Annotated in this window: 23 protein-coding genes; 8 read left to right on the forward strand and 15 right to left on the reverse strand. The window is 52.4% G+C overall.

Annotation, left to right across the window (positions count from 1 at the left end):
* Window positions 1-11 precede the first annotated feature (11 nt).
* On the reverse strand, window positions 12-1,469 hold the full coding sequence (locus PsW64_RS15235) for a D-alanyl-D-alanine carboxypeptidase (RefSeq protein WP_063304121.1): 1,458 nt from the start codon (window positions 1,467-1,469) through the stop codon (window positions 12-14).
* Window positions 1,470-1,862: 393 nt separating this feature from the next.
* On the opposite strand from PsW64_RS15235, the gene PsW64_RS15240 reads away from it, so the two are divergent.
* The 6 genes from PsW64_RS15240 to PsW64_RS15270 all read left to right on the forward strand — a co-directional run bounded on the left by PsW64_RS15240 (window position 1,863) and on the right by PsW64_RS15270 (window position 7,802).
* Window positions 1,863-2,195: a phasin family protein gene (locus tag PsW64_RS15240; RefSeq protein ID WP_057463379.1), complete on the forward strand. Its 333-nt coding sequence runs from the start codon at window positions 1,863-1,865 to the stop codon at window positions 2,193-2,195.
* 674 nt (window positions 2,196-2,869) lie between these two features.
* A complete protein-coding gene (gene clpS / locus PsW64_RS15250) occupies window positions 2,870-3,199 on the forward strand; it encodes an ATP-dependent Clp protease adapter ClpS (RefSeq protein WP_057463448.1) in 330 nt (109 codons plus the stop codon).
* 12 nt (window positions 3,200-3,211) lie between these two features.
* Window positions 3,212-5,662, forward strand: a complete 2,451-nt coding sequence (gene clpA / locus PsW64_RS15255; protein WP_063289444.1) for an ATP-dependent Clp protease ATP-binding subunit ClpA — start codon at window positions 3,212-3,214, stop codon at window positions 5,660-5,662.
* Window positions 5,663-5,817: 155 nt separating this feature from the next.
* Window positions 5,818-6,582 carry an AzlC family ABC transporter permease gene (locus tag PsW64_RS15260; protein WP_063304123.1) on the forward strand — a complete coding sequence of 255 codons (765 nt, stop codon included), beginning with the start codon at window positions 5,818-5,820 and terminating at the stop codon, window positions 6,580-6,582.
* Window positions 6,579-6,926, forward strand: a complete 348-nt coding sequence (locus PsW64_RS15265) for an AzlD domain-containing protein (RefSeq protein WP_063300649.1) — start codon at window positions 6,579-6,581, stop codon at window positions 6,924-6,926. The genes PsW64_RS15260 and PsW64_RS15265 overlap by 4 nt, the downstream gene beginning before the upstream one ends.
* 81 nt (window positions 6,927-7,007) lie before the next feature.
* On the forward strand, window positions 7,008-7,802 hold the full coding sequence (locus PsW64_RS15270) for a GNAT family N-acetyltransferase (protein WP_063304124.1): 795 nt from the start codon (window positions 7,008-7,010) through the stop codon (window positions 7,800-7,802).
* 174 nt (window positions 7,803-7,976) lie between these two features.
* On the opposite strand, the gene PsW64_RS15275 is transcribed toward PsW64_RS15270, so the two are convergent.
* From PsW64_RS15275 to PsW64_RS15290, 4 genes are all read right to left on the reverse strand, one after another.
* Window positions 7,977-8,414, reverse strand: coding sequence for an HIT family protein (locus tag PsW64_RS15275; RefSeq protein ID WP_063304157.1), 438 nt, complete (start codon window positions 8,412-8,414; stop codon window positions 7,977-7,979).
* Between the two features lie 191 nt (window positions 8,415-8,605).
* The gene (locus PsW64_RS15280; RefSeq protein ID WP_446737469.1) at window positions 8,606-9,868 is read right to left on the reverse strand and encodes a GNAT family N-acetyltransferase; all 1,263 of its coding nucleotides are present in this window, start codon (window positions 9,866-9,868) and stop codon (window positions 8,606-8,608) included.
* Window positions 9,869-9,879: 11 nt separating this feature from the next.
* The gene (locus PsW64_RS15285; RefSeq protein ID WP_063304125.1) at window positions 9,880-10,647 is read right to left on the reverse strand and encodes a glycerophosphodiester phosphodiesterase family protein; all 768 of its coding nucleotides are present in this window, start codon (window positions 10,645-10,647) and stop codon (window positions 9,880-9,882) included.
* Window positions 10,648-10,706: 59 nt separating this feature from the next.
* A complete protein-coding gene (locus tag PsW64_RS15290; RefSeq protein WP_063304126.1) occupies window positions 10,707-11,174 on the reverse strand; it encodes a RidA family protein in 468 nt (155 codons plus the stop codon).
* 306 nt (window positions 11,175-11,480) lie between these two features.
* Between PsW64_RS15290 and PsW64_RS15295 the strand changes: the two genes are divergently transcribed.
* Window positions 11,481-12,410 (forward strand): EipB family protein, encoded by a 930-nt coding sequence (locus tag PsW64_RS15295; RefSeq protein WP_159096806.1) that lies wholly within the window; start codon window positions 11,481-11,483, stop codon window positions 12,408-12,410.
* A 1-nt stretch (window position 12,411) separates the two neighbouring features.
* Here PsW64_RS15295 and PsW64_RS15300 read toward each other — a convergent pair whose 3' ends face one another.
* The 4 genes from PsW64_RS15300 to PsW64_RS15315 are packed head-to-tail and all read right to left on the reverse strand — an operon-like array spanning window position 12,412 to window position 15,204.
* Complete coding sequence (locus tag PsW64_RS15300) at window positions 12,412-13,710, reverse strand: DNA polymerase IV (protein ID WP_063291720.1); 1,299 nt, start codon at window positions 13,708-13,710, stop codon at window positions 12,412-12,414.
* A gap of 55 nt (window positions 13,711-13,765) precedes the next feature.
* Window positions 13,766-14,185, reverse strand: a complete 420-nt coding sequence (locus tag PsW64_RS15305; RefSeq protein WP_063304127.1) for a hypothetical protein — start codon at window positions 14,183-14,185, stop codon at window positions 13,766-13,768.
* A gap of 46 nt (window positions 14,186-14,231) precedes the next feature.
* The gene (locus PsW64_RS15310) at window positions 14,232-14,912 is read right to left on the reverse strand and encodes a hypothetical protein (protein ID WP_063289435.1); all 681 of its coding nucleotides are present in this window, start codon (window positions 14,910-14,912) and stop codon (window positions 14,232-14,234) included.
* Window positions 14,899-15,204: a DUF3572 domain-containing protein gene (locus PsW64_RS15315; RefSeq protein WP_063291718.1), complete on the reverse strand. Its 306-nt coding sequence runs from the start codon at window positions 15,202-15,204 to the stop codon at window positions 14,899-14,901. Before PsW64_RS15315 ends, PsW64_RS15310 begins: the two co-directional genes overlap by 14 nt.
* A gap of 153 nt (window positions 15,205-15,357) precedes the next feature.
* Here PsW64_RS15315 and PsW64_RS15320 point away from each other — a divergent pair, with 153 nt between their 5' ends.
* Entirely contained in the window at window positions 15,358-15,729 is a 372-nt protein-coding gene (locus PsW64_RS15320; RefSeq protein WP_057463368.1) for a response regulator, read from the forward strand.
* Window positions 15,730-16,724: 995 nt separating this feature from the next.
* Here PsW64_RS15320 and rpmG read toward each other — a convergent pair.
* From rpmG to topA, 6 genes are all read right to left on the reverse strand, one after another.
* Window positions 16,725-16,892 carry a 50S ribosomal protein L33 gene (gene rpmG / locus PsW64_RS15325; RefSeq protein ID WP_008552972.1) on the reverse strand — a complete coding sequence of 56 codons (168 nt, stop codon included), beginning with the start codon at window positions 16,890-16,892 and terminating at the stop codon, window positions 16,725-16,727.
* A gap of 163 nt (window positions 16,893-17,055) precedes the next feature.
* Window positions 17,056-18,237 carry an MFS transporter gene (locus PsW64_RS15330; RefSeq protein ID WP_063304128.1) on the reverse strand — a complete coding sequence of 394 codons (1,182 nt, stop codon included), beginning with the start codon at window positions 18,235-18,237 and terminating at the stop codon, window positions 17,056-17,058.
* A gap of 225 nt (window positions 18,238-18,462) precedes the next feature.
* Window positions 18,463-19,224: an NUDIX hydrolase gene (locus PsW64_RS15335; protein ID WP_063304129.1), complete on the reverse strand. Its 762-nt coding sequence runs from the start codon at window positions 19,222-19,224 to the stop codon at window positions 18,463-18,465.
* Window positions 19,225-19,227: 3 nt separating this feature from the next.
* Complete coding sequence (locus tag PsW64_RS15340; RefSeq protein WP_057463365.1) at window positions 19,228-19,644, reverse strand: DUF983 domain-containing protein; 417 nt, start codon at window positions 19,642-19,644, stop codon at window positions 19,228-19,230.
* A 49-nt stretch (window positions 19,645-19,693) separates the two neighbouring features.
* On the reverse strand, window positions 19,694-21,961 hold the full coding sequence (rnr, locus tag PsW64_RS15345) for a ribonuclease R (protein ID WP_063304130.1): 2,268 nt from the start codon (window positions 21,959-21,961) through the stop codon (window positions 19,694-19,696).
* Between the two features lie 141 nt (window positions 21,962-22,102).
* The gene (topA, locus tag PsW64_RS15350; protein ID WP_063304131.1) at window positions 22,103-24,898 is read right to left on the reverse strand and encodes a type I DNA topoisomerase; all 2,796 of its coding nucleotides are present in this window, start codon (window positions 24,896-24,898) and stop codon (window positions 22,103-22,105) included.
* Between the last annotated feature and the right edge of the window lie 41 nt (window positions 24,899-24,939).

Here is a 24,939-nt window from a genome sequence, read left to right on the forward strand (position 1 = left end):
ACTGATACGAGTTACTGATAGACGGCATAGCAGGAGTACTTGGCCTTCTTGAGTTTGGCACAAGCATCCCAGGCTGCTGTTTTGGTTTCAAACCCGATGAACCGCGCGCGATACAGGGTTTGTTTCTTAGATTTGACCGGCTCTGTGTAAATGCGTTTGTTACGCAGGGTGGCCCCTGTCGCAGCGCGCGCATTTTCCAGGATCTTGATTGCTTTATCCTGGCTATCGGTCGCAGAAATCTGAATGTGCCAGCCGGAGGTGTCGATGTCCTCTGGCTTCAGGCTTGCAATCTTCTGCTGAATTGGAGCGGAAGATGGTGCAGCTGTTTTCGCTGGCTGCTGCAGTTTTGCCGAGGCAGAAACAGCAGGGGCAGCCAGTGAGTTGGCAACAAGGTCCTTACGCGGTGCCGGAGCAGGGGCTGTGGCCTGATGTTCCAGCATTTTTGCGATTGGATCAGATGGTTTTGAATTCGGTTTTGTGCCGGTTGCGTTGGCATAAGCGAGTAGTGCCGGCTGTTTTGCAGCTGGTGTGCCTGCTTTGGCAACTGGAATAGCCGGAGCAACTTTTGGGAACTGATAGCGTTTTGCCGTTCCTGCGTAGAGCATCGGCGTGGTGCGACGACCACGGGATGCTTTTGGCAGGTACTGGCTGATCAGCTTGACCATTTGTGCATCACGGCTTTTGCCTGTACGGCCACCCAGAACCACAGCAACAATCTGGCGATTGTCACGTTTAACGTTGGTCACAAGGTTGAAGCCGGAGGCGTTGGTGTAACCGGTTTTGATTCCATCAACACCACGGACACGACCGAGCAACTTGTTGTGGTTGCCCATACGGCGGCCAGCATATGTGTAAGAGCGGGTGTTGAAGTACTTATAATAGTTCGGGAACCGATCCTGAATCGCACGGCCCAGCAGAGCGAGGTCTGCTGCGGTGGTCACCTGCTTGGAATTTGGCAGGCCATGCGGGTTTCTGAATGTGGTGTTGCGCATGCCAATTGCACGGGCAGTCTGGGTCATGCGGCGCGCAAAGGCTTTTTCGGAACCGGAGATATGCTCTGCAATCACAGTCGACGCATCGTTTGCGGACTTGGTGACGAGTGCATAGATGGCGTCCTTAACGCGCAAAGAGCTGCCAACCTTCAAGCCAAGCTTTGTCGGTGGGCGACCTGCTGCGTAGCGGGAGACCTTCATTTTGGTGTTTAGTGTCGCGCGGCCAGCTTCCAGTTCCTCAAAGAGCACATAAAGTGTCATGATCTTTGTGGTGGACGCAGGGTAGCGTCGTGCATTGGCGTTGTTGGCGTACAAAACCTTCCCGGTTTTCGCATCAACGACAATACCAGCATATTTGGAATTTGCCTGGGCAACAGTCGGAGCTGTAGCGATTGCTAAGGATACGGCAAGAATGCCGACAGCTTGTCCCAATGCCTTTTTTAGGCGCCCAAATGGCCCAAAATTACGCAGACCCATGTTCTTTTCGCCCCGTGAGCAATAATGGCGGTTTACGCGCTCTGTACTAAATAAATTCTCTCATTGCTAGCGGAGGTGTGTTCAGAAAGCCTCAGCCGCTAAAAATGCGGCGCAGGTGACTCCCCCCGTTCGCGTCATACCCAGAATGATGCGATTACGGTTACAATTCTGTAAATACGATAAGGCAGATTGCAAAAATATTGTTTTTATCCGTTTTTTGTTTGTGGCTACGCCCCTGTCTTTTCATGATATTGCAGCGCAAAATAAAAGTTGACAAAATTTGTGCAGCGCATAATATCGCTGCGTAAGTTTAGAAATGTGGCGTTTGCTCCCCAAGAGACAAAAACCTAATCATCGAAATACCGGCGCCGCCCAATTGATGAGGTAATTTTCATGGTCACAGGATTTGAGAATATGCAGAAGCTTGGAAAAGATAACATGGACGTAGCTATGCAAAGCTTCGGCGCGTTTTCCAAGGGCATGCAGGCGATCTCTGCTGAGGTTGCGGACTACTCTAAGAAGTCAATGGAAGAGAGCAGCGCAGCAATGGAGAAAGTTGTTGGCGCCAAGTCTCTTGATAAGGCTATGGAAGCTCAGGCAGATTTCGCCAAAGTGAGCTACGAAAGCATGGTCGGTCAGGCAACTAAAATCGGCGAAATGTATGCTGAGATCGCTAAGGACGCTTACAAGCCCTATGAGGGTATGCTGTCTAAAGCTGCCAAGTAATCTACTGGCATAACTGAGATTGAAAGCCCGAGGTGCGTTAGCGCTTCGGGCTTTTTGGTTTTGCGTGTTTTAAATAGATTGCCCTGGTTGTTTCCATTTTCAGACAACCTATCTCTCTTCTTCAAGGCCCTCTCAAAACATTGTGATTCAGTATCCTGAATTCTGGCGGGCGTGTTTGGGTCCGCAGAATGGCCCGAATATGCTCATCTTACGTTGGGAGCAGGGTTTAACCCTTCGGATAGTCTGAGTGTTTTCTCTTCTTATTGGTTTGCATTTTCCAGTTTGCTTGGGGAATAATCAGTACTAACAATGAAAGAGAAGGCTTCGCGTGTCCTGAATGTCTGCAATTGGTTGATCTGGCAGGTACATTCGGGAGGCTGCTGATGCCGCCGGGTGCGGGGCGTTGGCGCCAGCAAGCCTGTAAACCAGAGCGAAAAGACAGCGCAGATGCTGTAGCGAGAGTGTGAATGAGAGACCAGCGACAGGCAATGAGTGTTCTCAGGGGAGATAATCTTATGCTTACAGTGTATAATGAAACAGAAAATGAAACGCTGTTTGATTTTTCTGGAGTTGTTGGTGTGCCCTATGAAAATGCATATCCCTTGAATTCGCAGGGGGTACGTTTAAATACTATAAAGTCCTCTGCGTTATACATGGAGGGACAAAGAGAACAAATGAGCAGCGATTTCGACCTGGATAATGACGATGATGGCGGGACGATAACCGTTACCAAACCTAAGCCAAAAACAAAAAGGCCCAGTTTGTATCGCGTGTTGTTGCTCAATGATGATTTTACGCCGATGGAGTTCGTGATCCACGTTGTGGAGCGGTTCTTTCATAAGGATCGTGAAGATGCGACGCAGATTATGCTCCATGTCCATCATCATGGCGTAGGGGAGTGTGGAGTCTTCACCTATGAAGTGGCCGAGACAAAGGTCACACAAGTTATGGATTTCGCCCGAAAACACCAACATCCATTGCAATGTGTAATGGAGAAAAAGTAATAGGGGGCGCCTGTGCCGTCATTTTCTCGCAGTCTGGAGAAAGCTCTCCATCAAGCTTTGGCGTTTGCTAATGAACGCCATCAGGAATATGCGACCCTGGAGCATCTGCTGCTTTCATTGATTGATGATCAGGATGCTGCTGCGGTGATGCGTGCATGCAATGTGGACCTCGATCAACTGCGAAAAAGCATTGTCGAATATATTGATACTGAACTAGAGAACCTCGTTGTTGACGGGGATGATGATTCAAAACCAACCGCCGGTTTCCAGCGTGTCATTCAACGTGCTGTCATTCATGTTCAATCATCCGGGCGTGAAGAAGTGACTGGTGCCAACGTTCTTGTCGCCATTTTTGCTGAGCGTGAAAGCCATGCTGCTTACTTCCTGCAAGAGCAGGAAATGACACGGTACGACGCTGTCAATTATATCTCCCATGGTATTGCAAAACGGGCTGGCTTGTCTGAACCACGTCGGGTACGTGGTGCTGAAGAAGAATCCGATAGTGGCGCTGATCCTAATGTGAGCATGCCGCAACCTCCATCTGGTGGTTCTTCTGACCAAACAAAGCGGAAAACAGAAGCTCTTGAGGCTTATTGTCAGAATCTCAATGACAAAGCGTTTTCCGGTAAAATTGATCCGCTTATCGGGCGTGAGAAGGAAATTTCGCGCACTATTCAGATCCTGTGTCGCCGTGCCAAGAACAATCCACTTTATGTGGGTGATCCGGGCGTTGGTAAAACAGCAATCGCTGAAGGGCTTGCGCGCCGCATCATTGTTGGTGATGTGCCTGAGGTACTGAAAAACGCGACGATTTTTGCGCTGGATATGGGGTCTCTGCTTGCAGGTACTCGATATCGCGGTGATTTTGAGGAACGTCTGAAGCAGGTCGTCAAGGAAATCGAAGATTATCCGGGTGCGATCATGTTTATTGACGAGATCCACACCGTGATTGGTGCGGGTGCGACGTCAGGTGGTGCGATGGATGCATCTAATCTGCTGAAGCCTGCGCTGGCATCCGGTACGATCCGTTGTATCGGTTCCACCACATATAAAGAGTATCGCCAGTTCTTTGAAAAGGACCGTGCGCTGGTGCGTCGCTTCCAGAAAGTGGATGTGAACGAGCCAACCATTCCAGATGCGATCGAAATCCTGAAAGGGCTGAAGCCTTATTTTGAGGACTTCCATAACATCAAGTACACCAATGATGCGATCAAGGCAGCAGTTGAGTTGTCCTCTCGCTACCTTGCTGACCGGAAGCTTCCGGATAAAGCGATTGATGTGATTGATGAGTCTGGTGCATCGCAAATGTTGTTGCCAGAGGGCAAACGTCGCAAGACAATCGGCCTGAAGGAAATTGAAGCAACCATCGCGACCATGGCGCGGATACCGCCTAAGTCTGTTTCCAAGGATGATGCTGCGGTTCTGTCCAACCTTAAGGACAGTCTGAAGCGCGTTGTTTATGGGCAGGATCCGGCGATTGAAGCGTTGTCTGCTTCCATCAAACTGGCCCGTGCCGGTCTGCGTGAACCGGATAAGCCAATTGGCTCTTATCTGTTCTCTGGTCCGACTGGTGTTGGTAAGACGGAAGTTGCGCGCCAACTGGCATCGACACTGGGTGTTGAACTGACCCGATTTGATATGTCCGAGTACATGGAACGCCATACGGTTTCCCGCCTGATTGGTGCACCTCCAGGTTACGTGGGCTTTGATCAGGGTGGCTTGCTGACGGACGCTGTTGATCAGCATCCGCATTGTGTGCTGCTTCTGGATGAAATCGAGAAGGCTCATCCTGATCTGTTCAACATTTTGTTGCAGGTTATGGATCATGGTAAGCTGACGGACCACAATGGTAAGTCTGTCGATTTCCGCAATGTGATCCTGATCATGACCACCAACGCTGGTGCGGCTGATCTGGCGAAAGCTCCTATGGGCTTCAATCGCATTGACCGTGATGGCGATGATATGGATGCGATCAACAAGATGTTCACTCCGGAGTTCCGGAACCGTCTTGATGCGATCATTCCGTTCGCAAATCTGGATAGTGACGTTATTCATCGTGTGGTTGAGAAGTTCGTTATGCAGCTGGAAGCTCAGCTTGCTGAGCGTAACGTGACCTTTGAACTGACACCTGAAGCTGTGGCCTGGCTTTCTGAGAAGGGCTACGACCGTCTGATGGGCGCGCGTCCGCTGGGCCGTGTCATTCAGGAGCACATCAAGAAGCCGCTGGCTGATGAGGTTCTGTTCGGCAAGCTTCAGAAGGGCGGGACTGTGAAGGTCTCCGTTTCTGAGGATCTTGAAGGTCTGCTTCTTGAAAGCGTTGAGGAACGTCCGACACCTAAGGCGAAGGCTGCCAAAAAAAAGCCGGTTGCCAAAGGCAAGGGCAAGTCCGTTGTTCCAAAAACGGGTCGGGGCGCTGATGCCACCAAACGTGGTGATGTTCCCGGTATTCCGATTGCGGATTAAAGCATTGATAGTTGAGAAAAAGCCGGAGCATCTGCTCCGGCTTTTTTGTATGGTGGGGCTACGTAGTCTTGTGTAGGATTCTTTATGCAGCTTCAATAGATTGCGTTTCTTCTTCCCCAAAGGCTCTTCTTTCTCGTGAGCCTCCGAGTTCTTAAATGACCAGTTCAGACATGGATATCGACGAAGGAGAGGATCCTTCGGAATTTGAGGGAGGTGCCTATTGGTTCCGCCAAGGAGCTAAAGGCGCGTTTTGCCTCCCGACACTTATTTTGATGATGGCCTTTGTGGGGTTTACCTCGCTGGCCCGCGAAGTTGGGCTTACGCTCACTGAAGTGCTCTTGATGAGCCTGTTCATGTGGGCGTTGCCAAGCATTGTTGTTTTGACGGGCGCTATGAGTGCCGGGGCGGGGTTGATCCCCGCTGCGATTGCAGTGGCTCTTTCCGCTGTGCGTTTGATGCCGATGACGGTGGCGCTGATGCCCGTTCTGCGGGATGAGAAGCGCACCAAGACGTGGCATATGCTGGTTGTGTCCCACTTTGTGGCTGTGACGGCGTGGGTGTTTGCCATGCGCAACCTGCCAAGTATGCCAAGGGCGGCGCGTTTGCCCTTCTTTGCCGGATTTGGGTCCACAGTGCATTTTGTGGTGCTGTGTTCGACCGCGTTGTCTTACATGGTGCTTCCAGCGGTAGAAGGGCCGATTGCGGCTGGTCTGGTTTTGCTGACTCCGATCTACTTCATGTTTTCCATGTATCAGGCTTCTCGTACGAGTGGTGATAAGGCCGCGCTCATTCTGGGTCTCATTCTCGGGCCTGTCTTCTATCACTTCTTTCCGGGAGCTGATTTGCTGCTGACCGGATTTGTAGGTGGCACAGTTGCCTTTGTGGGCTGGTTGTTTGCAACACGGAGGGCTGAGCTGTGAGTGAAGTTTATGGCAGCTGGTGGTGGCCTTATGTGATGATCCTTGTTGCAGGCTTTCTGGCGACAGAGTGCTGGCGCTGGATTGGTGTGTTTGCCTCCGGCAAGCTGCGCGAGGACAGTCTTTTATTCGCATGGGTGCGGGCTGTTGCGACGGCGTTGATTGCTGGCATCATCGCGCGATTGGTTTTGTTTCCCGAAGGTGTGCTGGGCGATGTGCCTGTATGGCTGCGTCTTGCTGCGGTGGCTAGTGGCGTTGTTGGATACAAGCTTCTTAACGACCGGCTGATGGCCGGGATTATCTCAGCTGAGTTTGTGCTGATTGGTGGCTGGGCCTTTTTGATTTAACGGATCTTGCTAAGCTTGATCGCACGCATTGCTGATCGTTGTTTCCCGCTCTAACGTAAGTAAGCGACTCGGGAGCTGACGATGACTTATATTGCCTTGAATGAGCAGACACTCTGTGATGAGCATATTTGCTGTGCAATCTCGGACAAAAAATGTGCGCAGGGCTACCAGTTGAAGAAGGACTGGTTGAGTCCGCAATTCTCTTCAGGCTATCAATTTATCCGGTTGGATGAGCGCGCAAAGGTGTTCATTGAATTTGGTCCGGCGGAAGCTGGCTGGGCGCCTGTAGTTGCGCCTGGGCACCTGCTGGTGAACTGTTTTTGGGTTTCCGGCAAATACAAAGGGCAGGGTCATGGCAAGGCGTTGCTGGCCAAGGCCATAGAGGCAGCGCGTGAGGCTGGCGCAACGGGTCTGGTGACAATTGCTGGCGCTAAGAAGATGCCCTTCCTCTCAGATGGTAAATGGTTCAAGCGGCAAGGCTTTGAGGTCTGCGATACCTCGCCGGATGGTATTGAGCTGTTGCGGCTTGGTGTTGATGGACAGACTGGTTCCGCATCGTTTTCTGAAGCCGCTCAAAAAGGTGCTGGACCTAAAGAGGAGGGGCTGGTTGCTTACTACTCCAATCGCTGTCCGTTCACGGATCATCATGTGATGCAGAACCTGAAAGAGACTGCGCAGAAGCGTGGGTTGCCGCTCAAGATCGTTCATCTGGATACACTGGAAAAGGCGCAGAGGGCGCCGACACCTGCCACGATTTTCTCGCTGTATTGGAGCGGGAAGTTTGTGACGACGGACGTGAGCGTTTGCATGGATTCCCGCTTCGATAAGATCATGCAAAAAGCACTGAATGAGAAAGTGTCTATCAAAGCTGTCTGATCATTTCAGGTGAACCGAAGTTCTGGTTGCCTTGAAAATCTGATTCAAGCGTGCAGGCTAGTGCGTTGTAATTAGATTCAAAATTGCAGGTCAGGAAGGTCGGTCGTTTCAGGTGAATCGACTTTTCCTCGCGCAGTCTGGTGGGAATGCGCGAGGTTGTTTCATTTGAAATGATCAGGAATGAGCCGCAACAGCTGCGCGAATTTTCTCTGCGTTTGCTTTGAGCTTTTCACCGTCTTCCATCTCGCCTGTGTGCGGGCGCAGGGAAACGCCTTCAGTGCGTGGGATGACGTGGAAGTGGGTATGAAACACCATTTGCCCGCCAGCGCCTTCGTTGAACTGGTGGATGGTGATGCCGTCCGCAGCAAATGCTTGCTTGAGGATGCGGGCCATCTTCTGGGCTGTCTTTGCGACAGCTGCAAGGTCTGCTTCTTCAATGTCGAGGATGTTGCGGGAACCGTTTTTCGGCAAAACCAGCACATGGCCATCCGCGCGTGGCATGATGTCCATGATTACAATTGTATTTTCGTCCTCAAAGACCTTCTCGGAAGGCAGTTCGCCGCGTAAAATTTTGGCGAAGATGTTGTGTTCATCATATGCGGAGCTGGTCATTACAGGATCCTCAGTGGTCTCAAAAATGTTTGGGCCCATACATATCGCGATTCACGACGGAATTCCCAATAAGAAATATGTGTTGCGATCTGCTAGGTGTTGAGAACCTGAATGGACTTAAGAAACTGATTCAAGTTTGGTGGGATTTGTGAGTCTCTTCAGAGTCTTGAGGTGGTGTCTTAATGTAGGTTCTAGGAGCCCTGCTGGCGAAACGGTCCGTGTTCCGACAGGATTTTCTGTTCATGCAGAACGGCTTGGCGCTCCTGATCCAGATAGTGTGCGACCGCATTCCTTAACGAAGGGTGTGCAATCCAGTGAGCGGAGTAGGTGAGGTTGGGCATGTAGCCACGGGCGAGTTTGTGGCTTCCCTGCGCGCCAGCCTCAACACGTTGCAGACCGCGCGACAAAGCAAACTCAATGGCTTGATAATAGCAGATCTCGAAATGCAGGCAGGGGTGGTTCTCGATACAGCCCCAGTTGCGACCATACAGGGTGTTGCCGCCGATCATGTTGAGGGCGCCAGCAATATAGCGGCCATTGCGCTTTGCCATGATGAGCAAGGTGTGGTCAGCCAGTCTTTCGCTGAGGAGCGAGAAGAATTCCCGGTTGAGATAGGGCGAACCCCATTTACGATTGCCAGTGTCTACGTAAAACTCATAGAACGCGTCCCAGTGGCTTTCTTGTAAATCCGAGCCGGTAATCCATTCCACTTCAATATCGTGGTCCAGCGCGGTCTTACGTTCCTTACGGATGCTTTTGCGCTTGCGGGAGGATAAGACCTCCAGAAACTCGGTGAAGTCGCTGTAGCCGTTGTTCTCCCAATGGAACTGCTGGTCTGTTCGTAGCAGGAAGCCTTCGTCGCCCAGTTCCTTCCACTCCTGCTCAGTGAGGAAGGTGAAATGAGCTGATGAGCCTTCGATGCGTGTTGCCAGCTCTTTCAGGCCTGTGGTGAGAATCTTGATCGTTTCTGGTCGGTTGGCCTGCGGTGAGATCAGCAGGCGGCGTCCCGGTACTGGCGTGAAGGGAATGGAGCATTGCAGTTTGGGATAATAGTTTCCGCCAGCACGCTGAAATGCTTCAGCCCATGGATAGTCGAAAACGTATTCGCCCTGACTGTGGCTTTTTGCATAGGTTGGGATGGCAGCGATTGGCTTGCCATTTTCTTCCCACCAGATGTGTTGCGGGATCCAGCCCGCATCCCATCCGACGCATCCGCTTTCTTCCAGTGCTTGTAAAAAAGCGTGTGAAAGCATTGGGTTAAATTCGGAAACTTGAGAATTTGATTCAGTTTTCAAGTCTGGTGTGGATTGGATTATTTCAGGTGAATCGATCCAATCCTGCTGATCATAGAGGATCGGCGGTGTGCCGGGATTTGCCAGTACATCCCAGTCTGTACTGGGGATCTCATCGAGTGATGAGAGGACTTTCAGAATTGGTGATGGTGGTACTGGCAAATCAATAGGTCCTAGAGTGGATCTTCGTCTGGATTGAAGCCTTCAAAGACGATCTGGTCAGCGTGCTTGGCCGCATTAAGGCGATCTTCTTTGGTTCTAACGGTCCATGTCATGACAGGCAGGCTATAGAACTCACGCAGGAAGCTTGGGCCATCTGCAGGCAGATCTTTTACGAAGAAAGAGACGAAGTGCGGGTCTGTGCCTGCCATGTGCACCATCCAAGAGATTTTCTCGATCTCGTGTTCTGTCAGGTGCAGGTGATCGTTCTCGCTCAGCGTGGTCATGGAGATGCAGCCACGCGGGATTTGCGGTGCGACATCCTTCATGGTCCGAAGCATCTTCGGGTCAAAGGATTTTATTGCTGCCGGACCTTTATAAACGCTGAGGATTTTGGCGATGGTTTTAATGAACTCATCCTGACCTTCTGCAAGGTTCAGGGTTTTGATTTCAATAACCAGCGGCACCTTGCCATCGACCAGGTCGAGCAGTTCTTGCAGGGTCCACATTGGATCAGTGGAGCCGCGCATGGAGAGCTTGCGCAGGTCAGCCAAATCGAAATCGATGACTTTGCCTTCGCCGTGTGTCAGGCGCTCAAGGTTCGGGTCGTGAAATACGATGACCTGACCGTCTTTGGTTTCCTGAAGGTCGACTTCAATGGCGAAGTTGTTCTCAATAGCGGCTTTGACAGCAGACGGGGTGTTTTCAAGAATGCCTGCTTCTTTGTTATGGAAGCCGCGGTGAGCGATCGGGCGGGCGGTGAGCCAGGAGAGATCTTGCATGGATTATTCGAACTTGCTTCTTCAATAAATGGGAGGTGTTTTGTGTGATCAGAACACAATTAGTCAGCAACTTCGAAAATTGCTTCGATCTCAACTGCTGCGTTGAACGGGAGTGAACCAGCGCTGACAGCAGAGCGTGCGTGACGGCCAGCATCACCCATTGCGGCAACCATGAAGTCAGATGCGCCATTGATGACTTTTGGCTGGTCGCCGAAGTCGCCATTGGAGTTGACGAAGCCAACGATCTTGACGAGGCGGACGATTTGGGAGAGGTCACCGGTGGCAGCTTTTGCCTGTGCCAGCAGATTGATTGCGCAAAGACGTGCTGCTTCCACACCATCTTCGATGCTCAGGTCAGCGCCAACCTTGCCGGTTTTTGTGATCTTACCGTCCTGCATTGGCAGCTGGCCGGAGATGAAAAGCTGGTTTCCGGTTTTTACGAAAGGCACGTAATTGGCAGCAGGAGCAGCAGCTTCCGGCAGTGTGACACCAAGCTTTGCGAGGTTTTGCTGAATTGTATCAGACATTCGTTTTCCCTCCGGTCGGAATGTTCTTTTGCAATAAGTGATGCAAATCCACGAAAACTCAAGAGTTTATCTCTTCACGAAGCCGTGGTCTGCAAGGTGAGGCGCAGACTCACATTAGAATCACTATGGTTGCAAGAGTGCAGGGGGCGTTGTCTACGTGGGAAACGTGTATCTAATTTGAAAGATTTACCCTAGCACCGATTTCCTTGGTGGAATGTTTGCGTTGGCGGTGGCGTTTATGCACTCTTTGAGGCTGGAAGAGAGGCATGCCCACGTGTCTTTTGTTCCGACATGATCGGAGGTTTTATGCTGAAACTACGCTTGAGACATGGTCTTCGCGGGATTGCAGGTTCTTCCCTCTCTATGAGTTTTCTGCTGTTTCCCTCGTTAGGCAGTGCTGCCGATCTTCAGCCTCACAAAGCCGTTTATGACATGCGATTGTCGAGCGCCCAAAATGGTGCGGACATTTCTGATGTGAACGGGCGCATGGTCTATGAGCTTTCCGGTTCTGCCTGTGATGGATTTACTGTGGACCTGCGTTTTGTGGTGATGAGTGTTGATGACGAGGGGCAGGAGACTATCACTGATCTGCGTAGCACCTACTTTGAAGCACCAGATAATTCTCAGCTTTCGTTTGCCTACAAAACCTTCATTGATGATTTTTTAGCCGAGCAAGCACAAGGTACAGCGGAGCATCAAAGCTCCAAAGTAGATGTGGATTTGAGCGGACCAGATGAGAAGACGCTGAGCTTTGATGGTTCCATCATGTTTCCGCTGCAGCATCTGCACAGCGTGATTGATGGTGCCGCTGGTGGGCAGCACTTTATGGTTTCCAAGCTGTATGATGGCAGTGTTACTGGCGAGCAGTTGTTTGAGGCCACCACTGTTGTTGGCCGCAAGCTGGCTGATCCTTTGGCGCAGCGTTCTGATCAGCTTTCCCTGCCGAACGCTCTGGGACATGCAGATGCCTGGCCGGTTTCTATCGCTTATTTCAACTTAAGTGATGGTGCACGTGGTGAGCGGACGCCGGACTACCAGTTACGGACGGTGCTTCATGAAAACGGTGTCACAAGAAGCATGAACCTGAATTATGGGGTGTTTGAGCTGGAAGGTGCTTTGGTTGAGTTGGATCTGAAGCCTATTGTGCATGTCAGTACATGTGGAAGCTCAGTGGCGCTGGAAGAAGAAGTGAGCGCACCGTTTGCTGGGGCGATCAAGAAAGAGCAGCTGCGGTAGCTCAGCGTTTGCTCGGTGATTTTATGGAGCGGCCAAGAGAGACGACTGAGCTGTCTTTGAATTTTCCGCGCAAGGCATCCATTGCCCGTTCTGCTTTGGCGCGTTTTTCTGCTTGTTCGTCCAGTAAGTCTTCCGGGTCGGCCTGATCTGCCGGGCCTAGATCCCCAATCCCTACGCCGATGAGGCGGAACCGCATTTTACCGTCGGCCACGTTGTGCAGCAGATCATCTGCTGTGCGGAAGATCTTGTCGGCCAGTTGGGTTGGATCATGCAGCATGCGCGAACGGGTGATGGTTTTGAAGTCGGCTGTTTTGAGTTTCAGCGTGACAGACCTGCCAGATTTTTCTGCCTTCTTGGTGCGGTAGGAGACTTTTTCAGTCAGTGCCCAAAGGCTTTTTGAAAGCTGAGTGACGTCAGAGACATCCGTGTTGAATGTGGTTTCGCCGCTGATGCTTTTTGCGCCTCTGTTTGAGGAGACGTGCCGGTCATCTTCCCCCTGACACAGTTTTGCAAGGCGCAAGCCCATGGCGCCGTATTTGCGCGCAAGGTCTGTCGGGTCTTTGAGCTGCAACTGGCCGATGGTTTTGATGCCGTCCCGTTCCAGCTTGCCCTGAAACACCTTGCCAACGCCCCAGATGACGCTGGTTGGCTGTTTGGCAAGGAACTCTTTCTTTTCTGCATCCCCAATGACTGAAAAACCGCGGGGTTTGTCCAGGTCTGAGGCGATTTTGGCGAGGAACTTGTTGGGCGCGAGGCCGACGGAGACTGAGAGCCTGAGCTCTGTCTGGATCTTGTTCACGAACTGGACGAGTAGTTCTGCTGGTGTCGCGCCATGAAGTTTCTGCGTGCCGGAGAGGTCGAGGAAGGCTTCGTCAATGGACAAGGGTTCGACAAGCGGGGTGAGTTTTTCCATCTCTTCGCGAATTTGGCGGCCAACCTGAGAGTACAGTTCCATACGCGGTTTGATCACGACTGCGTCCGGGCAGGCATCGAGTGCCTTGAACATGGGCATGGCAGAGCGCACGCCGTAAATGCGGGCGATGTAACACGCTGCGGAGACAACGCCGCGCTGGCCACCGCCGACAATGACAGGACGATCTGCCAGCTCTGGGTTCTCACGCTTTTCGACGGAGGCATAAAATGCATCGCAGTCGATGTGAGCGATTTCGAGTGTATCCAGTTCTGCGTGGGCAAGGATGCGCGGGCTGCCGCATTTGGGGCATCGCGTCAGGTCTGCCCGAAACCTGTGTGTACAGTCCCTGCAGAGTGCTTTGAGGGGAGTGGTGGCCTCAGGTGCCATGGAAGCCAGACCTTAGATTATTTTTGGAGTTCAGGTGCAGGGTCTGTAGCATGACCTAGTCCTCAATCTCCCAGGAAATTCGTGCGCCGCCCACATAAAACACGGAATTGCGCATCTGGTCTTTGTCCCATTCCTCAATCGTCCAGTCTTTTGAGTTGACGGGATCAAAGTTCAGGAAAAACTTGTCTTGTAAAAACGTGCCGACAATAGGGTGTTTGATCGTGGTGTAAGCGCCGCCGCCCGGTTCGTGGAGTTTGAACTCAAGACTCTCTTCGACCCTGATCTTCAGCGTGCTGATGGCCCCTTGTGGCGATGTTGCCGGGCGCTGACAGTCATGTGCCGCAAACTCCAGAAGTATGGAGCCGGGGCCGCCGGATACACCGGAGGTGAACAGGGCGTTTTGCAATATCGCCCCGTTTAAATGTCCAAAACGCTCCAGAAAATACTGAAGGGTCGTGCTTGAAAGTTGTTCCACGCTTGGATTCTCTGGTTTTGTGAAAGGTTCACTTGCAGCTGTGAGATTACCTTACCGCAGCGACCAGCAGATTTTCAATAAAATCGCCTGTTTCTTTCCAACAATTGCTCTTCAGGGCAACGTTGGGCAGATCTCCGGCAGTTGCGAAGAAGCGTGAATCGGCAATGAAATGTACGAGCTGTACGTGAGGTGTGCTTTTGCCGACGGAGATAATGTTGGTTGGGCTGTCGTCAATGAAAATAACCGGGTGATGGCCCCGTTTAGCGCACAGAGCCGCAACGGCTCCGCCTTTCGGGCCTTCGTTGGTGACGAGCGGGTAGTCCATGCCAAGACGTGCGAGCAGGTTCTCACGGGCGGATTTGTTGTGGCTGCCGGGCAAGTTGGTCAGGATGACGATGTCACAGAGCTTCGACAGGCGCTCAAGCTGTTCAGCAGCATGTGGAACAGCTTCCTGCTTGCCGACCTCGCTTTCGAAGAAGTCATGAATGACTGCCATACAAGCATCGTCTGTCAGGTTCTCGCCAGTCTGCGTGTAGACCATGTTTGCCTTGAGGCGGTATGCGGTTTCCTTGAAGGCGACGCCATGATCTTTCATGAAACGCTCAAGGTGCGGGATGAATTGCAACAGAACTTCATCCACGTCGCAGATGAGGAGCGGATGGGCGCGTTTTTCGATCTCTTTGATTTGCTGCAATGCGCTGGCGTTTGCGGTCTCAATGTTGGGCAAGGAAATCTAAGCCTCCAGCAAGTTTAAGATGAGCTGCGGCAATCATGGTCGGGCGAACACCGGCACTTTCTGTGTAGGCGAGCAGTAGTTGCTCGTCCTGCATCAGGAATTCAAGGACGCCTGCCAGGAAGCCTGGCTCGGCTGCCGCATCGCGAATCTCTTGAGGCCCAATCCCGGCTAAAGACAGGAAGCGACCGAGCTGTTCGGGCTCGCTGCCAAGAAATGTAAGGGCACCAATTGCAATTTCCTGTGCAGTATCTTCGGTCAAACTGCCGGTTTTGCCTAAATTCATTGGTGTTTGCCTTTCTGAAACGAATCCGAATTAACTATGTAGCAGGAAATTTAGTGTGGGACTTGTCCCAATGCCAGTCGCAACGCGGCTGCATCACACCTTTATTTATGGCTAAACCATTTTTGGGGCGGCATTCTGTGCAGGACTGAACTGATGCAAAAGACCGTGCTGATTGTTGAAGACAACGAACTCAACATGAAGCTGTTTAACGATCTGCTTGAAGCTCATGGATACGCGACCTTGCAGTCTCGCAATGGCATGGAAGCGCTTGAGCTCGCTCGTGCACATAAGCCGGATCTGATCCTGATGGATATCCAGCTGCCTGAAGTTTCAGGGCTTGAAGTGACCAAATGGATCAAAGAGGATGATGACTTAAAGATCATTCCTGTGATTGCGGTGACTGCTTTTGCCATGAAGGGGGATGAGGAGCGCATTCGCCAGGGCGGATGTGAGGCCTACATTTCCAAGCCAATCTCTGTTGGCAACTTCCTGGAGACAGTCTCAGGGTTCCTGAAGGACACCTAATACAACCGTGATTAGTTGTGATTGTGGTTAATTGGTAAATTGTGCTCAGCTAGAAGTTGTGGGTTTACCGATCCTCAGAAAGCAAAGCTTTAGTAACCTGTTTGATCTTACCAGTTTTCATTGAGTGAAAGACTCTCATCAAAAGTCGTAGGTCTTTGAAACTAGATGAAATCACCGAGTGAGTCTTGCGGGGACTATTGGGTTTCTGTGCGTATGCCTCTTGATAATCGGCGGTTTCTTTCCTTTTGTTGTGTATAGGTGAAGAATCCCCTCCATTTTCAGGAGCGCAATTACCTTAAAGCTTTACTAAAGTCGTAAATGTTGCGATGGTGATATACGAAATCATCAGCTTCATGAAATTATTGACTGCAAAATTGCAGTATTGGCCTTTGGTTGATTGAATAAGTCCCGGCAATACTGCTTCATAGTTTCCCTACGGAGCGCTCAGGTCCGCCGCATCTCCTGGGTCCGTGGGGTTGGCCGGCGAGTAAGCGGGTTCTGAGTGGCCTCCTCGTGTCATCCGGTTCTCGCCGGCCACCACTTCTTTCCAATAGTAGAGGATTGACGCTCACAGGCATGGGCCTGTGCATCTGGTGCTGTTTGCGCTGGATTCTGCGCGTCTATGCCAGAGTTGGTGCGTGGAGGGCTTGCAGGAGGCGTGAAACTGGTGTGATCGGTCATTCAGTCAGGGCGATTTTCTTATGTGTCAAAGTGATTGCGGTGGCCAATTCTCGTTGAATTTGAAGCGGAATTGACCGTATTGACCGGACTATACTCAGTCCAATTCCTCTTGTGTGAGGAAATGTTGTCCACCCCTGACAATTGAGTGGTTCGAGCGTGCAGGTGAATTGTCTGAGGAGTGCTCAGTTAGCGATTCTTGCTTGCGTTCGAGTGCTGAAGAGGACTGTCGTGAGAATGCGCGCTTGAGAGCGGATACAAAAAAGGCGCTTGCAGACTGCAAACGCCTTTTTTGAAAATTCAGATGAAGCCAAGACTTACTTGATCTTGGTTTCCTTGAACTCAACGTGCTTCTTTACGACTGGGTCGTACTTACGCTTCACCATTTTTTCGGTCATGGTGCGGGAGTTCTTTTTGGTCACGTAGAAGTAGCCGGTGTCCGCAGTGGACTGCAGCTTGATCTTAATGGTGGTCGCCTTGGCCATCGCTAAGGATCCTGTCTGTTTTCGGCCTTTTTAAGAAGTGGCCGGTTGTTTTGTTTGTCCCGGTGGCACCCTCACACCTTCGCTTCGGGTAGGGTGCGCTTCCGGGGAAACTTTGGGAATTCAGCGCGCACATTACTAATCACAGGGCTAAAGTCAAGATGCATTAGGGCGCTGAGCCGAGTCTTGTCCCCCTTATCAGGCATATAATTACATATGCGCCCAAGAATCCTGCAAATACCAGTGGTAGTCCGTCCGCACCCCACGCGGAAAGAGCAAGTCCGGTGCTGGCAGGGCCCACCAACTGGCCAATGGAATACATGAAAACGAAGGCCGCATTGGCGGAAGCCAGATTAGCCCCGTCAAAGCGTGCACCAAGGTGTGTGAGGCCAACTGTGTAGAGCCCGGCCACGACGCCGCCCCAGACAAAGAGAAGAGCGCATATGCCATAAAAACTGCCGGAGAGCGGGATCATAAGCAGTGCACCGATCACACCAAAAGCTCCGCAATAGATCAGCAGATGACGGCGGTTCATGCGATCAGAGAGCATTCCCAGCGGGATCTGGAGTACCATGTTGCCGGCAGCCATTGCAGAGACAAGCAGGGTAGCAGTTTGCGCTGTCAGGCCAATCTTGAGGCCGAACAAAGGAAGCAATGATATGCCTGATTGTTCCACAGCTCCGAAAACAAATCCGGCGAATGTGGCAGCTGGAGCTATCCACAAAAATGCATAGAGCTTTGAGGTCGCTTTACTTTCGATTCTCGGTGCAGCGTTGAAGCCGATCAACACAGGTAAGGCTGCAATAATGATGCCTGCGCTTGCCAGCAAGAATGGGAGTGCGCCTGTTGTGCCCGCAAATGCAAGTACCAGAGGCCCTGAGGCAAAGCCAAGGGCCAGCACAGTGGCGTAAACACCCATGAGGAAGCCTCTGTGCTTTGAAGGTGCCAGTGCGTTGATCCAGAACTCGGAGAGGATGAAGGCAGAGGTTGTTGCTCCGTGGAACAGCAGACGGAGTGGGAGCCATGCCCAGAAGTTTTCAAACACAAAAAAGAAGGGCAGGGAGAAGCCTGCGACCAACAGGCTGATCAGGAGCGCCTGAGGTGTGCCCAGTTTGCGTGCAAGGTAAGGGCCGACCGGTGTCGCAACAATGGAGGCGACGCCGGAGAATGCGGTGTTGATGCCGATCCATGTGTCGCTGACACCGCGATACTCAAGCGTGAGTGCAAGCAGAGGCAGGCTTGCGGACAGGGAAAGGCCAACAGCTGTGATCGCCGCGATGGCTGCAATGATGCCGCGAACCTGTTTCGGTGAGAGGGAATTGGCTAAAGTGCCCGATGTCTGAAGCATTTACACAACTGCGTTTCAAGCTCGTTACGAGCAGGTGCTTTCGTCCATATTGCGCTCATATACATTCACGCGTCATGTTCTAAAGCCGTGTTTCATGCGTGTTCTTGTCCGAAAAACAGATCTGCTTTCCGGGGATACGCTCTAAATGCTTCTATCAGGAAAAGTGCAAGGCGCAACACATAGTATCGTGGCGATATATGTTTGTTGCGCCTTGGATAATCAGAACTAAATTTCTTCGCGCGCGAAGCCGTCATTCTTCCAGTAGTAGTATGGCACAGGGCCATCTGGAGAAAGATCCGGGTCTTTGGCAAGGCGATTTTCAAGATCTGTCAGGACAGCCAGAGTGATGCGTGGCAAGTCCAGCTCTTTGCATTGCTCAATTGGCAGCCACTGGAGCTCTTCCAGCTCTTCTGTTGGTCCAATGCCAGTTTCCAGCTTGTGCGCAATCTGGTCCGCCCATACAGCGAAGAAACGCGCATCAAAGCGGCGGGTCCTGCCTGGCGGGGTGATTGCACGGGCAACGTAGCGAAGTGGTTCCAGATCCGGCAAGATGCCCAGTTCGTCAAAAGCTTCAAAGCCTGGGCCAGCTGGTTCGCTTTCGCCTTCGGTTTTGCGGCCAACAAACAGGCCTGCTTCCTCGTAGGTTTCGCGAATGGCAGCAATTGCCAGCGCACGCAGGCGGCTTTCTGTCTTGATCTGCTTTTTGTCGTAGTTGAGTTTGGCGAGAACATCTGGATGATAGTCGCGAACATATCTGACACGGCTGTCTTCAGAATCGACACGGCCACCCGGAAACACGAATTTGCCAGGCATGAATTTGTGCGCCATATGGCGCTTGCCCATCAGCAGGTGCAGGGAGCCATCGTCCTTACGATCCAGAATAAGCAGTGTGGAGGCGTCTTTTGGCCTCAAAGGCTGAGCGGCCGGGTTGTTGTTTTCTTCCGCTCGCTCAACTTTGACTTCTTTCGTCAGGTCTTCCGTGGACATTCCTTACCTCTGATTGGCGCGTGTTGGGCCAAAACTAGGTGCTTTGCCGGCAGTTGCAAAGCCATCCATACGTAGTGCCCATTGCAAACCAACCAAGGCGCCCTTGATTGGGCGCAGGAGAGACAGAGACATGATGATGGTTAAAGGCAGCCAGACGGCCATGTGGAGCCACATAGGCGGCACGTAGGCCATCTCTACCCACATGGCCAGCGCAACGACGACGTGACCAACGATAAAGATTGTGAAATAGGGCGGAGCATCATCTGCGCGGTGGTGGTGAAGTTCTTCACCACAGTTGTCGCAGGACTGTTTCACGCTCAAGTAACCGTCGAAGACAGAGCCAATGCCACAGGAAGGACATTTGCAGCGCATGCCACGCAGTACCGCTTCTCCGGTATTCCGATCTTGATGGGTATTCATTTATACCTGCCTTTTCCGTCCCGTAAATGCAGGGGAGCGCACGTTCTTTTTATGTGCGCTTCCGCTTATTTCCGTTTTTTGACCGGCGTAAACCTTTTGGCTTGCTGTTGTTTCTTGCTTGCCAACCCTTGTGCTTAGCAACCCGTCCCGCTGCTTCGCCCTTGGATTTGCCTTTTGTGAGCATTTCAAACCGTAAAGAGCCCGCAAATGGGGCGGCTTCCACCAGTTTGACCTGCACTGCGTCACCAAGTTGGTAGGTTTCACCAGTTGCTCTGCCCACGAGGGCATGAGCCGATTCTACATATTCGTAGTAATCCATACCAATGGTAGATGCAGGAATGAAGCCGTCTGCGCCATTTTGTAGCAGTTTGACGAACAGGCCAGATTTGGTCACTCCGGCAATTCGTCCCGAAAATTCAGCCCCAATTCTTTCGCAGAGGTACAGGGCAATCAGTCGGTCAATGGTTTCGCGTTCAGCCAGCATCGCCCGTCGTTCTGCCGCAGAAATCTCTGCTGCGATGGCAGGTAGCTTCTCTTCGATGCCGTATGGCAGGCCATCATCCCCGAGGCCGAGTGCACGAATGAGTGCGCGGTGCACTATCAAATCTGCATAGCGGCGAATAGGGGATGTGAAGTGTGCATAACGTCGGAGGTTCAAGCCGAAGTGTCCGATGTTCTCGGCGTTGTACTCCGCTTGTGCCTGCGAACGCAGCACGACCTCTGACACCATGGTTGCGCTTGCGGTGTCTTTGAACTTGTCGAGAATGTTGTTGAACACAGAAGGACGCAGGCCGCCAATGTGCGGCAGTTTGACGTCCAGCGTGGAGAGGAAATCTCTCAGGTTCTCCAGCTTTTCCGGTGTCGACGCATCGTGCACACGATAGAGCAGGGCAGAGTTGCGTTTCTCAAGCTCTTCTGCGGCTGCGACGTTCGCCTGAATCATGCACTCTTCGATGAGTTTGTGCGCATCCAATCGGTCAGGAACGACGATCTGGTCAACGGTGCCGTCTTCTTTCAGCAGAATACGGCGTTCCGGGATGTCGAGTTCCAGTGGCTGGCGTTTGTCTCGGCCACGCTTCAGGATCTCATAGGCAGCCCACAATGGCTCAAGAACCGGTTCCAGCAGTGGGCCGGTTTTGTCGTCTGTCACGCCTTCAATGGCTTTTTGGGCCTGTTGATAGGAGAGCTTAGCCGCGCTACGCATGATGACGCGATGGAACGAGTGGGATGTTTTCTTGCCGTTCTTGTCAAAGACCATCCGTGTTGCGATGGATGGGCGGTCTTCGTTCTCGCGCAAGGAGCACAGATTGTTAGAGATGCGCTCAGGCAGCATCGGGATTACGCGGTCAGGGAAATAGACCGAGTTGCCGCGTAGCAGTGCTTCCTTATCCATCGGAGAGCCCGGTGTGACATAGGCTGCCACGTCTGCAATTGCGACGTAAACGATGCAGCCGCCTTCGTTCTCCGGGCTGTTGTCCAACTGAGCATAGACCGCGTCATCGTGATCTTTTGCTGTCGCAGGGTCGATGGTGAGAAGCGGGATGTCACGCCAATCTTCACGGCCCTTGTGGCCAACAGGCTTGATGTTTTCCGATTCAGCAATGACAGCTCCTGGGAACTCATTACGAATACCCTGTGTGTGCAATGCGATTTCGGAGACAGCCATTTCCGAAGTGGTGGACCCAAAGCGTTTGACGATGCGGCCACGTGGTGTGCCGTATCGTCCGACTTTGTGGACTTCGATCTTTACGAGGTCACCGTCTTCAGATTCCATCAGCTCACGCGGATCCAGATCGACAGCGCGCTGCTTGCGGTCAACTGGTTCCAGAGTTGCTGCTTTGGTTGCCTTGTTGATGCGCAGGATGCCAAGGACGTCGGTGTCCTGGTTCTCCAGACGCTTCATCACGCGCACGACGTGTTTGGCTTCGGGGGATCCATCCTGATCGTCCAGCAGTTTCACAAGGGCGCGGTCGCCGATGCCTGGGACGGGGTTGAATTTGTTTTTGTTCTTTTGCGACAAGACGAGAACGTTCGGTGGCTCTCCATGCTCTTCATCCCAGTTCATCGGGATGCCGAGGAGCTCACCGTCAGCAGTTCTGCTCGTGATTTTTACAACAAAGACAGGGGGAAGATCGCCTGGACGCAACATGCGTTTCCGGCGTTTTTCGAGATGACCGGCCTCGGTCAAATCTCTCAGCATTCGTTTGAGGGGGATGCGCGCTGCGCCGACGATACCAAAATGGCGGGCGATTTCGCGTTTACCAGCTTTGCCGGGATTGTCGGCAATAAACTTCAGAATGTCTTCGCGGGATGGCATTTCTGCCGGTCCCTTGTGTCTTTTTTCAGTGGCCTTTTTTCGGCTCAATGTATCTCATCCAGTGCGGCTTTTATGCCGCGAAAAGGGGCTCCCGATGAACGGAAGCCCTTATGTTTCGTTGTCCGGAGAGTAACGGGGATCTTAATCCTTCTTCGCGTTGATCAGCTCGATTGCCTGTTCGCGGGTTACCGTCTCCGGGTCTGTTCCTTTTGGCAGGGAGGTGAACTCCTTGCCCCATTTGATCCGAACGCCGAGGCGGCCGCTGTCGCGCAGCTCCATCGCTCCACCATCCGGATGATCGCCAAGTTCTTTCAGTGCCCCTTTGGGCGCTGCTTTCTTGGCCGTTGTTTTCTTTGCAGCTGCCTTTTTGGCAGGCGCTTTCTTCTTACCTTTTGTTGCTGCCTTGGCGTTTACAAGCTCTGTTGCCTGTTCCAGCGTGACAGCTTCTGGTGCAACGTCCTTTGGAAGGGTTGCGTTGATCTTTTCCCACTTCACGTAGGGGCCATAACGACCGCTGTATACGTTGATGGCGCCGCCATCGGGGTGGTCACCAAGTTCTTTGAGAGGTTTTGCGGCAGCTCCGCGGCCTCCGCCCTTGGCACGCTTTTCTGCCAAAAGGGTTACGGCGCGGTTGATGCCGACGGAGAAGACTTCGTCCGGGCTGTCCAGGTTGGCATAGGTGCCATCATGTAGCACGAACGGTCCAAAACGGCCCAGACCTGCGGAAATGGTCTTGCCATCTTCTGGATGAGTGCCGACTTCGCGTGGCAAGGAAAGCAACTGAAGGGCTTTCTCCAGATCCAGATCGGCAGTGCTCCAGCCACGTGGCAAGGACGAGCGCTTTGGTTTGGCTTCTTCACCTAGCTGTACATATGGGCCGAAACGGCCTGTGCGCAAGGAGACTTCCAAACCGGTTTCCGGATCAATGCCCAAAACCTGAGGTCCGTCTGCTGCTGCACCCGCATCAGATGTGCCGCCTGAGGTGAGCTGACGCGTATAATCACAATGTGGCGGATTTTCGTTTGGTTCTTTGCCGTCTTTCTTGTTTTTGTTGTAGTTGGAACAACCAACAAACGCGCCGAATTTGGAGACTTTCAGTGACAAGCGACCGGTTTCACATTTCGGGCACTTGCGTGGATCAGAGCCATCTTCCTTGTCTGGGAAGACGTGTGCTTTGAGGGTTTCGTTCAGGGCATCCAACACTTCTGTGTTGGAGCGCTTAATCACCTCATCACAAATTTCGTGGAACGGGTTCCAGAAGTCACGCAAGACGGCCTTCCATTCCAGATCGCCAGCTGAGATCTTGTCGAGCTGGTCTTCAAGGCTTGCTGTGAAGTCATACTCCACGTAGCGATTGAAGAAGTCTTCAAGGAATGCAATTACCAGACGACCTTTGTCCTGTGGGATCAGGCGTTTCTTGTCCAAATCTACGTATTCGCGATCGCGCAGAGTTTGCAGCGTTGCGGCGTAGGTGGACGGGCGACCAATCCCCAGTTCTTCCATCTTCTTCACCAGTGTTGCTTCGGTGAAGCGTGGTGGAGGTTCAGTGAAGTGCTGGTTGGCTTCAATGCCTTTACGGCCGAGGCTGTCGCCCTTCGTCATTGGTGGCAGGCGTTTGCTTTCCTCGTCTTCCTCATCATCTTTACCTTCCTGATAAAGGGTGAGGAAGCCGTCGAAACGGACAACAGAACCAGATGCACGCAAGGCAGCTTTCTTGGCGCCGTTTGCAGCTTCGATGTCAACAGTTGTGCGCTCCAGAACAGCAGATTCCATCTGCGAGGCGATGGTACGCTTCCAGACCAGCTCGTAAAGGCGTGCGCCGTCCTCGTCGAGGAACTTTGCCATGTCCCGTGGGTGACGGGACAAGTCGGTCGGGCGGATCGCTTCGTGCGCTTCCTGAGCGTTTTTGGCTTTGGATGTATATACCCGTGGCTTTTCAGGAACGTACTCGTCCCCATAGCGGGAGCCGATGACGGCGCGCGCGCTTTGAATTGCTTCCGGAGCGATCTGCACACCATCGGTACGCATATAGGTGATCAAACCAGTGGTTTCACCGCCGATGTTAGCGCCTTCATAAAGCTTTTGCGCAACCTGCATGGTGCGTGCTGCTGCAAAGCCGAGCTTACGGGAAGCTTCCTGCTGAAGGGTCGAGGTGGTGAAGGGCGCATATGGATTGCGCCGTTGTGGCTTGCTCTCAACATTGCTGACAGAGAAGCTCGCACCTTCAAGCATCTGCTTGATCGCTGTGGCTTCCTGCTCGTTCTTAATGTCGAGGCGCGTAATCTTCTGACCGTCAAAATTGGTGATGCGTGCCTGAACCGGCGCGTTTTCCGGTGTGTTCAGGTTTGCCAGAATGGACCAGTATTCCTGAGAGAGGAACGTCTCGATCTCGTTCTCGCGCTGACACACAAGGCGCAGGGCAACGGATTGCACGCGGCCTGCAGAGCGGGCACCTGGCAATTTGCGCCACAGAACCGGAGAGAGCGTAAAGCCCACGAGGTAGTCGAGTGCGCGACGAGCTAGATAGGCGTCGACAAGCGGCACATCCAGTTCGCGCGGATTTTTCATTGCTTCGAGAATGGAATTCTTGGTGATCGCGTTGAATACCACGCGCTCGACCTTCTTATCCTTCAGGACGCGTTTCTTTTTCAAAACTTCCAAGACGTGCCAAGAAATGGCCTCTCCTTCGCGGTCGGGGTCAGTTGCGAGAATAAGGCGGTCAGCCCCCTTCACCGCGTTGGCGATATCCGACAGGCGCTTTTGAGATTTGGAATCGACAGACCAAGACATGGCAAAGTCGTCGTCCGGCAGCACGGAGCCGTCCTTTGGAGGCAGATCGCGCACATGGCCGTAGGACGCCAGAACTATATAGTCCTTGCCCAGATATTTATTGATGGTCTTGGCTTTCGCCGGTGATTCCACAATGACTACGTTCATTGATTTCCTGGCTTTCGCGTAAATCTCGTCTTGGAATTGAT

This window comes from Pseudovibrio sp. W64 (assembly GCF_001623145.1).
Taxonomy (GTDB): Bacteria; Pseudomonadota; Alphaproteobacteria; order Rhizobiales; family Stappiaceae; genus Pseudovibrio.

What these genes read in the sequence shown, in the direction of transcription:
- PsW64_RS15235 (WP_063304121.1), bottom strand. Translation starts at nt 1,469, where the DNA reads ATGGGTCTGCGTAATTTTGGGCCATTTGGGCGCCTAAAAAAGGCATTG.
- PsW64_RS15240 (WP_057463379.1), top strand. Translation starts at nt 1,863, where the DNA reads ATGGTCACAGGATTTGAGAATATGCAGAAGCTTGGAAAAGATAACATG.
- clpS (WP_057463448.1), top strand. Translation starts at nt 2,870, where the DNA reads ATGAGCAGCGATTTCGACCTGGATAATGACGATGATGGCGGGACGATA.
- PsW64_RS15260 (WP_063304123.1), top strand. Translation starts at nt 5,818, where the DNA reads ATGACCAGTTCAGACATGGATATCGACGAAGGAGAGGATCCTTCGGAA.
- PsW64_RS15270 (WP_063304124.1), top strand. Translation starts at nt 7,008, where the DNA reads ATGACTTATATTGCCTTGAATGAGCAGACACTCTGTGATGAGCATATT.
- PsW64_RS15275 (WP_063304157.1), bottom strand. Translation starts at nt 8,414, where the DNA reads ATGACCAGCTCCGCATATGATGAACACAACATCTTCGCCAAAATTTTA.
- PsW64_RS15285 (WP_063304125.1), bottom strand. Translation starts at nt 10,647, where the DNA reads ATGCAAGATCTCTCCTGGCTCACCGCCCGCCCGATCGCTCACCGCGGC.
- PsW64_RS15290 (WP_063304126.1), bottom strand. Translation starts at nt 11,174, where the DNA reads ATGTCTGATACAATTCAGCAAAACCTCGCAAAGCTTGGTGTCACACTG.
- PsW64_RS15295 (WP_159096806.1), top strand. Translation starts at nt 11,481, where the DNA reads ATGCTGAAACTACGCTTGAGACATGGTCTTCGCGGGATTGCAGGTTCT.
- PsW64_RS15300 (WP_063291720.1), bottom strand. Translation starts at nt 13,710, where the DNA reads ATGGCACCTGAGGCCACCACTCCCCTCAAAGCACTCTGCAGGGACTGT.
- PsW64_RS15315 (WP_063291718.1), bottom strand. Translation starts at nt 15,204, where the DNA reads ATGAATTTAGGCAAAACCGGCAGTTTGACCGAAGATACTGCACAGGAA.
- PsW64_RS15320 (WP_057463368.1), top strand. Translation starts at nt 15,358, where the DNA reads ATGCAAAAGACCGTGCTGATTGTTGAAGACAACGAACTCAACATGAAG.
- rpmG (WP_008552972.1), bottom strand. Translation starts at nt 16,892, where the DNA reads ATGGCCAAGGCGACCACCATTAAGATCAAGCTGCAGTCCACTGCGGAC.
- PsW64_RS15330 (WP_063304128.1), bottom strand. Translation starts at nt 18,237, where the DNA reads ATGCTTCAGACATCGGGCACTTTAGCCAATTCCCTCTCACCGAAACAG.
- PsW64_RS15335 (WP_063304129.1), bottom strand. Translation starts at nt 19,224, where the DNA reads ATGTCCACGGAAGACCTGACGAAAGAAGTCAAAGTTGAGCGAGCGGAA.
- PsW64_RS15340 (WP_057463365.1), bottom strand. Translation starts at nt 19,644, where the DNA reads ATGAATACCCATCAAGATCGGAATACCGGAGAAGCGGTACTGCGTGGC.
- rnr (WP_063304130.1), bottom strand. Translation starts at nt 21,961, where the DNA reads ATGCCATCCCGCGAAGACATTCTGAAGTTTATTGCCGACAATCCCGGC.
- topA (WP_063304131.1), bottom strand. Translation starts at nt 24,898, where the DNA reads ATGAACGTAGTCATTGTGGAATCACCGGCGAAAGCCAAGACCATCAAT.